The organism is Flaviflexus sp., from assembly GCF_041440645.1.
Taxonomy (GTDB): domain Bacteria; phylum Actinomycetota; class Actinomycetes; order Actinomycetales; family Actinomycetaceae; genus Flaviflexus.
In genome coordinates this window covers 1-9,763 of the sequence record NZ_JASDVN010000001.1, presented here as the reverse complement: position 1 = coordinate 9,763, position 9,763 = coordinate 1, and the positions used below count along the sequence as shown (strand labels likewise).

Genomic DNA, 9,763 nt, shown 5'->3' with positions numbered 1-9,763 from the left:
CTGTCACCTATGTCCTGATACAGAAACGTCACCTATGTCTTGAGACATCACACGGGCTAGTTCCGTGATTATGGACTGCGATCATCAGCGGTTGAGTTAGATCTACATCGGCACTCACCCCATCAATCAGGGTGCACTCGCGGGTCCCGAACTCGGCCTCGTCAGCTCCGTCAAGGCCTGCGAGGAGCTCGTCATTGAGGCCGCCCTCTCGGGAGACAAGTCGATCGCATGGAAGGCACTCGCCTCCCATCCCCTTGTCGACTCCATCGCCGTCGCCAAGTCAGATCTCAACGCCTACATCGACAAGAACCTCGACGTGGCTAAGACGTTCAACTAGCCCGATCAACGAGTCTTAGTCCTGTTAACGCGTCTCCAATGGATCACGACGTGGGCCGAAAGACGGTCACGCAATTCAAGACTTGAGGTATGGAAAGGGGCAGGTAACTGATCCGAATGCAGTGTTACCTGCCCCTCCCGTTATCTCTTCCCGTCCGCCTCCGTGGCCTGGAGGGAATGACGGGTCGAGACCTATGTGATCGACAAAGTCACGGGACCTGCCCCGTAATCAACCTTGTCGAGAATCGATGATGGGGCGCGGAAAGCGCGTCCCGGTGCTGCCGGCCACGACGTCCTGACCGAGCCGATCACCTTGCCGCCCTGGCGGGCTTCCACCGTGGGGCGAGCAATGTAGGTATCCGTCCAGAACAGGAGTCGTTCGCGGGAGGGCGAAATGTCTCCCGGGCGGATGATGTTGGGGCTGACCCAGCGGGCGCTGGAATCAACCTCAAGATCCACGGTGTCGGAGGGCGGGGTGCCGCCACCGAGGTAGGCAAGCACCTGGTTCGCAACATGTTTGCCATCGAGGGCCGCCACGTCGGCCGTGTCAACGGGGTGGAGGAGGTTGCCGATGGCGAAGGTGCCCGGCTTCGAGGTGCGGAGCCCGGTATCGACCTTCGGTGACTTGGTCGCGGGATCCATGTCCAGCCCCATCATCCGTGCCAGCTCGTGATCGGGAACCCAGTCGCCCGTGAACACAACCCAATCGGTTTCGATCGTTTCGCGCTGACCGGTCGCGGAGTTCTCGATCTCAACGGCAGAGACCTGCCCCTTGCCGATAATGCGGGTCACGAACGAGTTGGTGATGACCTTCGTTCCGAAGAGAAGCTTGCCTGGGCCGCGGAACAGCCGGTACGACTCGCTCTTCGGGTACTTTGTCACGAGGGCAACGGGTTTTGCTCCCGCCTCCTTGAGTGTGAGGACTGCGGACCACGAGACGAGTTCACCGCCGATGATGACGGCGCGGCCGGAGAGCTTCTCGTGGTGCAGGTGCACCATGTTCTGCAGTTGGCCGGTGGTGAGAACGCCACCGGGGCGATCGCCGGGGATGCGGCGGGCCATGCGCGGTCGTTCGCGAGCGCCCGTGGCCAGGATGAGAGCCTTCGGGGAGATGATCATCCGGCCCGTCGGGCTCGTTGCCTCAAGCTGTCCGGACTCGTCGAACCCAGTGACCTGGGTGCGGGTCAGGATCGTGACCCCGGCCTGCTCCGCTTCCTTCACGAGCGCGCGAGCGTAGGCCGGACCGGACATGAATCTCTTCCTGTCCCTTAAGCCGTAGCCGGGATGATCGGAGTGGCGGGGGATGCCGCCGGCAGTTGCCTCACGGTCGACAACGAGCACCTGGTCCCCCAGGGTCTTGCCGAGTTCGGCGGCCGCGGTGAGCCCCGCGGGTCCAGCGCCCACGATGAGAACGGTGGAATTCAGTTCCTTCACCATCTCAGGCCTCCTTCAATGCGTCGAACTGTGCCTTGACCTCTGCGCCGCAGAAGAATCCTTGGCACCTGCCGTTTATGGCCCGGGTACGGCGCCTCAGTCCGTTGATGGTGGTGGGCGGGATCGTCGAGTTCACAGCGTCTCGGATCTCCCCGCGGGTGACGCGCTCGCAGAAGCACACGACCTCGCCGTAGGCAGGGTCCTGGTCGATGAGCTCGGCGTTGGCAAACGGCCTGACCTGGTGCTCACCCAGAGGTGCCATCCGAGGCGGCTCGGGTAGATCCTCCCGTTCGCTCAGCTCGAGACCAGCTTCCTTCAGGAGCCCCAGCAGGTACTGGGACACAGCCATGGCGCTCGTGAGTCCGGTGGAGCGGATGCCTCCGGCGATCGCGTAGCGCTGGTCGGTATCCACCTCGATGAGGTAGTCGCTGAGGTTGGGAGCTGCTCGAAGGCCAGCATATGAGGACGTCACCTCCTCGGTGAGGAGCTGGGGGAAGATGTGGGCACCTTTTTCGAGAAGGAACTCGAAACCGGATTCCGTTGTCGAGGTATCGGTCTTGTCTTCCCCATCGTCGGCCGTCGGCCCGAGCATGACGTTGCCGAATGCGGTGGGGCTGACGAGCACGCCCTTGCCCTTCTTTGAGGGAACGGCAAGAACGATCTGGTCGACCAACTGCGATGAGAGCTTGTCGAAGACGAACAGCTCGCCCTTGCGGGGGTGAACCTTGATCCGGTCGAAACCGAAGAAGGAATCGATCGTGTCGCCCCCGAGCCCGGCAGCGTTGATCACCCAGCGGGCCTCAACATCCCCACGGTCCGTGTGGAGCACGGTCGATTCGGTTCCCCGGGTCACGGCCTCGACCCTGTGCTCGAGAAGGAGGGTTGCTCCCCTGTTGACGGCATCGGTTGCAAACGCGAGGGGCACCGACCACGCATCGATGATCGACTCGTCCGGGACTGCGAGTCCCGCGAGCGCTCCCTCACCCAGGTGAGGGAGCTGCTCGTAGACCTCCTCGGAGGACAGGATCTCGGTCTTGTGGTAGTCGTTCTTCACGGCTTTTTCCTGAAGGGAGGGCAGGGTCGCCTTCTCCTCCTCGTCCCACGCCACAAGGATTGCGCCGCTTCGCTTGAGACCGATCCCGGTCTGTTCGGCATACTCTCCGGTCAGGTGATAGCCCTCCCGAACGAGCTGGGATTCCAGCGTTCCCGGTGAGGCATCGAAGCCGGTGTGCAGGATCGCGGTGTTTGCTTTCGAAGTGCCCTCGCAGACATCGTCGCGAGCGTCGATCAGTGCAACGGTGTGGCGAGTTCCAGCGAGGTCCCTCGCTATCGCGTTCCCGACGACCCCGGCACCGATCACGGCGAAGTCGTACACGGTTTTGTCTGTCATGTCAGTCATTCTCCACGTCGGCGTGCGTTACCTGCTGAGCTGTCTCAGAGTAGGCAGGGTACCGCTTCTTGGCGATCACGTACGCGAGAATGATTGCGGCCACTGCTGCCACGATCTTACCAACCAGCATGGGGAGGATCATGTGCGGTGCGACCCCGGCCGTGAACCCAAGATGATCTCCCAAGAGTGCCATCGCGGAAACCGCCCACGCGGTGTTGATGAAGATACCGCGCTTGTCCATGTCCTTCATCATCTGGAAGGTGGGGATGGCGTTTGCGAGGGAAACAATGAGACCACCGGAGGCGACTTCGTTGACGCCCATGAGCTTGCCGAAGCTGCCGAGTGGCTTGCGGGCCACCTTGACGATGAGGTGCATGAGCGGGAACGCACCCATGAGGAAGAGGCAGATGCCGGCGACGATCTCGAGACCCTCGGTCACGGGCACGAGCTCCCAACCCGACGGCATGACCTGCCATCCGGTCAGCGCCTCGAAGGTGCCGATGCCGAGAGCGATGGAAATGATGAACACGAGGAACTTGCCAAAGGCGAGGAAGCCCTTCGTCATGGCGTTTGGCGCCTTCCACAGCCCAAGTGCGATGAGCAGGGCCGCAATGATGATGGGGACCAGGTTGGCGAGAACCATGGAGATGGAGAAGCCGGCCACGAGGCCACCGACGAACACGCCAACCGAGATCGTGACGACGCCCACGAGAACGCCGAGTGCGAACTCAGGACGGTTCTTTTCCTCCACAATTCCGAGTCCCACGGGGATCGTGAACACGACGGTACAGCCAAGCATTGCGGCAAGGATCGTGCCGGCAAGCAGGCCAGCATCCTCGGTGTTGGCCATCTCCATCGCCAGGTGGTAGCCACCCATGTCGTTCGCGAGGAGGGTTCCGGCGAACATCGAGGGGTCTGCTCCGAGAAACTCGTAAACCGGGACAACGACCGGGTTCAGCACCTTGGACAGGAGCGGGGCGAGGGAGATCATGCCGACCATGGAGAGCGCGAGCGGGCCAAAGGTGTTGAGGCCCTCCTCGAACTGCTGGCCGAGACCGAACCTGTTTCCGATGGCCCTGTCCAGTGCTCCAACAAGCACAAAGACGGCCATGATGACGACGATAATTTCATTCACACTCATATCAGAACTCCATGTTCGCTTCGACTGCCGCTACCCAACGGGTACGGAACTGTTGCGCTGCTTCGCTCGTGATCTTCGGTTCGAAGGTGAGCTCGGGCTCCCACGAGTAGGGGCCCTCCTCGACCGGCATGCCAGGATTCAACGCGAGCCTCATGGCTGCGGCCGCACCGAGTGCGGTCGCGTGCGCGGAAGGATACGTATCAATGGGTGCCTGGATGAGGTCGGACTGGATCTGCATGAACACCTTTGACCGGGTGAGGCCGCCGTCGACCTTCAGTCGCTCGAGCTTCTGGCCCACCTCACCGGCAATGAGACCCTCGAGTTCCGCGATCTGTGCGGAGATACCCTCGAGGATGGCGCGGGCGATCTCGGCCTTACCGGTCGCGAGTCGCATGCCGGTGATGAACGCGCCGGTGTCGGGTCGCCACCAGGGGGCAGCGAGGCCTGCGAAGGAGGGACCGCAGATGACTCCCGCGGAGTCGGCGGCCGCGATCTTGTCCAGGTCCGTGGCGTCCTCGATGATCCCCATGTCTTTCATCCACCGCACTGCGGAGGCGGCGGTGTAGACCTGCCCGTCAACGCAGTAGGAGGTCTCGCCTCGAAGCGTCCACGCAACCGAGGTGGTGAGACCGGATTCGAAGCGGTGGGCCTGATCGCCCAGGTTGACGAACAGGAAGGCACCGGTTCCGTAGGTGCACTTGCCTTCGCCGCGGGCCAGGCAGTTCTCCGCCAGGAGTGCCGCCTGCTGGTCAACAATGAGACCACCGACGGGGATCTCGCCACCGAACTCGGTGGTTGTTCCGACGATCTCATCGGAGGACACGAGGCGCGGGAGCTTCTCGTACTCAAGCCCAAAGATGGTCAGCAACTCGTCGCTCCATTCGACGCTGTCGACATCGAGGAGAAGGGAGCGCGAGGCGGTTGACGTGTCGGTGACGAACTCACCCGTGAGCCTGTGAATGATCCACGTGTCGGTGGTGGTCACGACACCTTCGGTCGTGAGGTTCTCCCGCACCCACGTGAGCTTCGGGGCGGTGAAGTACGGGTCGAGGACGAGAGCGGTGAGTTCGTGGATGCGATCAGCGTGTTCCGTCAGCCTGTCCGTGACTGAGGATGCTCGCTTATCCTGCCAAACAATGCACGGCGTCAGTGGCTGACCTGTTTCGGGGTCCCAGGCGAGAACTGTTTCGCCCTGGTTCGCGAGCGCGATTCCGTCGATGGGCTTACCGGCCTGCTTGACAGCCTCCTTACCCGCCTCAATGACCGAGGAGTAGAGCTCCTCCGGGTCCTGTTCTACCGCGCCACCCGCGAGGTACTGGGGGTGGATGGGATTCTCGACGACTGCGTGGACGCCATCCTCATCAACAACGATTGCTTTCGAACCCGAAGTTCCCTGGTCGAGTGCAAGAATTGCCATGGTACTGCCTCTTTCCGGCCATCGCTGACCTGATTGCGTGATCGGTGATCACGTGGCGAGGAGCAGGTTCGCTCCTCGCTCTTCTAATTGGGTGATGTAGGACTGGTCGAGTCCCTCATCGGTTGCGATATATGTCGGGGTAGCGAGATCGCAGATCCTGAACGGAGCGACGCTGGCGAACTTGGTGGAGTCGGCAACGACGATCGAAACGTGGGAGTTCTTGAGGGCGGACTGTTTGAGGTGCACCTCGTCAAAGTCGTAGTCGGTCACGCCAGCATCGAGCCCGATGGCTCCGACGGAGATGATGGCAAGATCCGGGTACAAGCCATCGAGAAACTCTGTCGCCATGTTTCCCGACAGTGACCATTCGTTCTTTCTCAGCCTGCCGCCGGTCACGACGATCTCCGCCTCCGGGAGCTGCGAGAGGGTGCCGACCGCACGGAGCGAGGCCGTGACGATCATGCCCTTGAAGGTGCGCGGGATCGCACGAGCAACTGCCTCGACCGTGGTTCCGAGGTCAAGGAACACGGTCCCGGTTTCGGGAATGAGTGAGGCAACGCGATCCGCGATCGCGGCCTTTTCCTTCCGCGCGAGGATCTCACGCTCGTCGTGGCTGCCTTCACCACGGGGGCGAGGAACCATCACCGCTCCCCCATACACGCGTTTAGCGAGGTCCCGCTTCTCAAGTGCAAGCAGATCGCGGCGGATGGTCTCCACCGAAACGTCGAAGCGTTCAGCGATCGCGTCGGTCTCCACGCCTCCGTTGGCGCGCAAGTCCTTGAGAATCAGCTCCCGCCGCTCCGGTGCAAGCATCGTTACCTCCCTGGTGTTGCCAGGAGCCTAACCCAGATTCCACAGAAACCGTCAACAATCCACACAAATTGGGTATGCACGCTTTCCGAAACGGACAGCAACATCACCCAAATTCGGACACGCGAATGTACTTTTCCCAGTAAATACAACAAAAAGCGGGAACGACCAGCATGTGCCAATCGTTCCCGCTCGTATGTATTTGTGTGGATTCTTGAGACAGTCCCCCGGTCAGTGTTCAGTCGCTACGTGACCGACCCTCTGACGAGGGAGTCACTGTCCTGCTGGGGACGTGTCCATGTCCCGTGCCTTAGAAGGCGGGGATGACTTCACCGTTCGGGTAGGTCTCGGTGATGAAGTCAGCGACTTCCTGGGAGTGGAGGAGCTCATCGAGAGTCAAGATGGCCTCGAGCTTGTCGGAGGTCGGGTCCCACGCAAGGATGTTGGCGTAGGGGTTGCCCTCACCGTCCTCGATCGCGATGGAGTCCTCGGCGGGAACCAGTCCGCCTTCAAGGGCAAAGTTGCCGTTGATGATGGCGACATCGACCTCGTCGAGGGTGCGAACAAGGTTCGGGGCCTCGAGCTCGAGGAACTCAACGTTCTTCGGGTTGTCGACAATGTCGAAGATGGTGGGGCTATCGACCGAATCGTCGAGGGTGATGACACCGTTGTCCTCGAGCAGCCAGAGCGCACGAGCCTGGTTCGAGGGGTCGTTCACGATGGAGATCGTTGCCCCATCGGGAAGATCATCGAGGGAATCGATGGTCTCGGAGTAGGCGGCGTAGGGCTCAATGTGGATGCCCTCGCCGTGCTCGAACTCGTAGCCATTGGCCTCGGAGTCGCTCTCGAAGTAGGGAACGTGCTGGAAGAAGTTGGCATCCAGGTCGCCCGAGTCCAGGTTGCTGTTCGGGAGAACGTAGTCGGTGTACTCGATAACCTCGATCTCAATGCCTGCATCTTCGGCCAGGTTGTCATTGACGAAGTTGAGGATGTCGGCGTGGGGAACCGGGGAGGCTCCAACGCGGAGGGTCACGACCTCACCGGAAGCGGTGTTGTCACCTGAGGTGGTCTCCTCATCGGCGGAGTCGTCCGAGGAGCATGCCGCAAGGGCAAGGGTGGCAGTTGCTGCGAGGGCAATGATGCTGCGACGCATAATAGTTTCCTTTACTGGGTTAAGTGATTCCGTCAGTGACGGGGTTAAAAAGCTTCTTGTTTTGTGCGCAAGTCTGGCGGCCCGATATGTGGCGACTCAGCGGTGGTCCACATATCGGCTGAGCATGTCACCAATCATCTGCACGAGTTGGACGATGATGATGAGCACGACAACCGTGATGACGAGAACGTCGAGGAAGTAACGCTGGTAGCCGTAGTTGTATGCGAGTGCGCCGAGGCCGCCGCCACCGACCGTGCCACCCATGGCGGAGTAGCCGACGATCAAGATGATGAGCACAGCGGTCGATTGGATGATGCCGGGCAGGGCCTCGCGGAGCAGCACATCGGCCATGATTCTCGTGCGGGAGGCGCCCATCATCTGGGCCGCCTCGACCTTGCCCGAGTCAACAGAGCGCAGATTCGTTTCCACGAGCCTCGCGTAGAACGGAATCGAGCCAATCGCGAGCGGGAAGACCATGCCTTGCCACCCGATCTTCGTTCGCATCACGAAGTCCGTGACGGGCAGCAGGAGGATGAGCAGGATGATGAACGGGATGGAGCGACCAACGTTGACGATGAGTGACAGGATCCAGTTGACGATTCTGTTGGGTCGGATGCCGTCCTTCGAGGTCGCGACAATCGCCATGCCCAAGGGCAGGCCAATGATGACCGTGGCGAGGGAGGCCCAGCCAACCATGAGCAGGGTTTCCTGCGTCGCATCCCAGAGGCTGTTCTGAATAATGCGGCTGTTGAACCACTCGAGCTCTTCGGCTCGTGGCAGTGGGATCATGAGGCACGCTCCACGACAGTAATTCCTTCGGCTTCGAGAGCGGCAATGGTGCGCACCCTTTCGCTGTAATCGACCGCGAGTGCAAGGCGAGCGATCTGTGCGGAGCCGACTGTTTCAAAGGTTCCGGCAGTGACGTCCGCGCCGAGTTCAGCGACCAGCGCTAGGACACGAGAGGAGGCGGGCTCGCCGGGCTGGGACGTGAACGAGATGTCGAGAATGATCTTGCCCGGCTGAATCGTGTCGACCTTCGGCGCGGGAATCAGGGCACGGGAGAGGCTGGACGAGGTGTCGGAAACGATGTCCTCCACTCGCCCGGACTGCACGATCTTGCCCTTCTGCAGAAGCGTCACAGCATCGCACGTTTCCCTTACGACCGACATTTCGTGCGTGATGATCACGACCGTCACGCCGGTCTGATCGCGAACGTCCTTGATGAGGTCGAGGATCTGCCCGGTTGTCTCGGTATCGAGCGCCGAGGTCGGCTCATCACACAGAAGCACCGAGGGACGCGCAGCGAGCGCACGGGCAATCGCGATGCGCTGGCGCTGACCACCGGACAGCTGCGAGGGATAGGAGGATCCCCTGTCCCCCAGCCCCACCAGGTCGAGGAGTTCTTGCACGCGTTCGCGGCGATGACCGCGATCCATGCCGGCGACCTTGAGCGGGTAGGCAATGTTCTGGCCCGCTGTGCGGGCGTCGAGCAGGTTGCCGCCCTGGAACACCATGCCGATAGAGCGGCGTGCGGAACGGAGCTCACCGGGGCTCAGCGCCGACAGGTCCTTGTTATCGACCCAGATGTGACCATCGGTCGGTTGTTCAAGCGCGGTGAGACAGCGGATAAGCGTGGACTTTCCGGCACCCGACTGGCCCACGATTCCGTGAATCTCGCCGTCGGGGATTTCGAGGGAGATGCCGTCGAGCGCGACAACACCCGGGTACTCCTTGCGGACAGCGTCCAGCTTGATCATTCATCCTCCATCGGTCCTGGCGGTAGCACCGATCTCACTCTCGGTTGCTGCAGCTTCATAGAGCCAGGTCTCTCAGCCACTCTTGATGGTTTATTTAGTAAACAACTCCCTAATCGGAATCACCATAGCGTCTCAGAGTCTGAAACAGAATTTCAATATGATCCGAACCACTCACCCTTGAGCTACCTCCCAGAACCCCATGAAATCGTTGGCATACCACTGTTTTACTCAAGCGACTCGACACGAGTGTCGACCGAGAATTATCTTATTTTCAACGGAACCCCACCCGAAGGGTCACCCGAACAGACCCGTACCAGTCCCCCAC

Annotated in this window: 9 protein-coding genes and 1 riboswitch; of the genes, 1 reads left to right on the top strand and 8 read right to left on the bottom strand. The window is 61.1% G+C overall.

The window, feature by feature from the left end; translation table 11 throughout:
• The first annotated feature begins 100 nt into the window (after window positions 1-100).
• Window positions 101-337, top strand: coding sequence for a hypothetical protein (locus tag QMB98_RS00045; RefSeq protein WP_371683575.1), 237 nt, complete (start codon window positions 101-103; stop codon window positions 335-337).
• Between the two features lie 191 nt (window positions 338-528).
• On the opposite strand, the gene QMB98_RS00040 is transcribed toward QMB98_RS00045, so the two are convergent.
• From QMB98_RS00040 to QMB98_RS00005, 8 genes are all read right to left on the bottom strand, one after another.
• Window positions 529-1,770 carry an NAD(P)/FAD-dependent oxidoreductase gene (locus QMB98_RS00040; RefSeq protein WP_371683574.1) on the bottom strand — a complete coding sequence of 414 codons (1,242 nt, stop codon included), beginning with the start codon at window positions 1,768-1,770 and terminating at the stop codon, window positions 529-531.
• A 4-nt stretch (window positions 1,771-1,774) separates the two neighbouring features.
• Window positions 1,775-3,160 (bottom strand): NAD(P)/FAD-dependent oxidoreductase, encoded by a 1,386-nt coding sequence (locus tag QMB98_RS00035; RefSeq protein WP_371683573.1) that lies wholly within the window; start codon window positions 3,158-3,160, stop codon window positions 1,775-1,777.
• A gap of 1 nt (window position 3,161) precedes the next feature.
• Complete coding sequence (locus tag QMB98_RS00030; protein WP_371683572.1) at window positions 3,162-4,301, bottom strand: ethanolamine utilization protein EutH; 1,140 nt, start codon at window positions 4,299-4,301, stop codon at window positions 3,162-3,164.
• A 1-nt stretch (window position 4,302) separates the two neighbouring features.
• The gene (locus QMB98_RS00025; RefSeq protein ID WP_371683571.1) at window positions 4,303-5,718 is read right to left on the bottom strand and encodes an FGGY family carbohydrate kinase; all 1,416 of its coding nucleotides are present in this window, start codon (window positions 5,716-5,718) and stop codon (window positions 4,303-4,305) included.
• Window positions 5,719-5,766: 48 nt separating this feature from the next.
• A complete protein-coding gene (locus QMB98_RS00020; protein ID WP_371683570.1) occupies window positions 5,767-6,531 on the bottom strand; it encodes a DeoR/GlpR family DNA-binding transcription regulator in 765 nt (254 codons plus the stop codon).
• Window positions 6,532-6,838: 307 nt separating this feature from the next.
• Window positions 6,839-7,681 carry a MetQ/NlpA family ABC transporter substrate-binding protein gene (locus QMB98_RS00015; RefSeq protein ID WP_371683569.1) on the bottom strand — a complete coding sequence of 281 codons (843 nt, stop codon included), beginning with the start codon at window positions 7,679-7,681 and terminating at the stop codon, window positions 6,839-6,841.
• A gap of 96 nt (window positions 7,682-7,777) precedes the next feature.
• Entirely contained in the window at window positions 7,778-8,470 is a 693-nt protein-coding gene (locus tag QMB98_RS00010; RefSeq protein ID WP_371683568.1) for a methionine ABC transporter permease, read from the bottom strand.
• On the bottom strand, window positions 8,467-9,438 hold the full coding sequence (locus tag QMB98_RS00005; RefSeq protein ID WP_371683567.1) for a methionine ABC transporter ATP-binding protein: 972 nt from the start codon (window positions 9,436-9,438) through the stop codon (window positions 8,467-8,469). Before QMB98_RS00005 ends, QMB98_RS00010 begins: the two co-directional genes overlap by 4 nt.
• A 4-nt stretch (window positions 9,439-9,442) precedes the next feature.
• Window positions 9,443-9,530: riboswitch (SAM riboswitch) on the bottom strand.
• Window positions 9,531-9,763: the final 233 nt, after the last annotated feature.

Excerpts from the sequence above, each read along its gene's own strand:
- QMB98_RS00035 (WP_371683573.1), bottom strand. The coding sequence starts at position 3,160 with ATGACAGACAAAACCGTGTACGACTTCGCCGTGATCGGTGCCGGGGTC.
- QMB98_RS00030 (WP_371683572.1), bottom strand. The coding sequence starts at position 4,301 with ATGAGTGTGAATGAAATTATCGTCGTCATCATGGCCGTCTTTGTGCTT.
- QMB98_RS00025 (WP_371683571.1), bottom strand. The coding sequence starts at position 5,718 with ATGGCAATTCTTGCACTCGACCAGGGAACTTCGGGTTCGAAAGCAATC.
- QMB98_RS00020 (WP_371683570.1), bottom strand. The coding sequence starts at position 6,531 with ATGCTTGCACCGGAGCGGCGGGAGCTGATTCTCAAGGACTTGCGCGCC.
- QMB98_RS00015 (WP_371683569.1), bottom strand. The coding sequence starts at position 7,681 with ATGCGTCGCAGCATCATTGCCCTCGCAGCAACTGCCACCCTTGCCCTT.
- QMB98_RS00010 (WP_371683568.1), bottom strand. The coding sequence starts at position 8,470 with ATGATCCCACTGCCACGAGCCGAAGAGCTCGAGTGGTTCAACAGCCGC.
- QMB98_RS00005 (WP_371683567.1), bottom strand. The coding sequence starts at position 9,438 with ATGATCAAGCTGGACGCTGTCCGCAAGGAGTACCCGGGTGTTGTCGCG.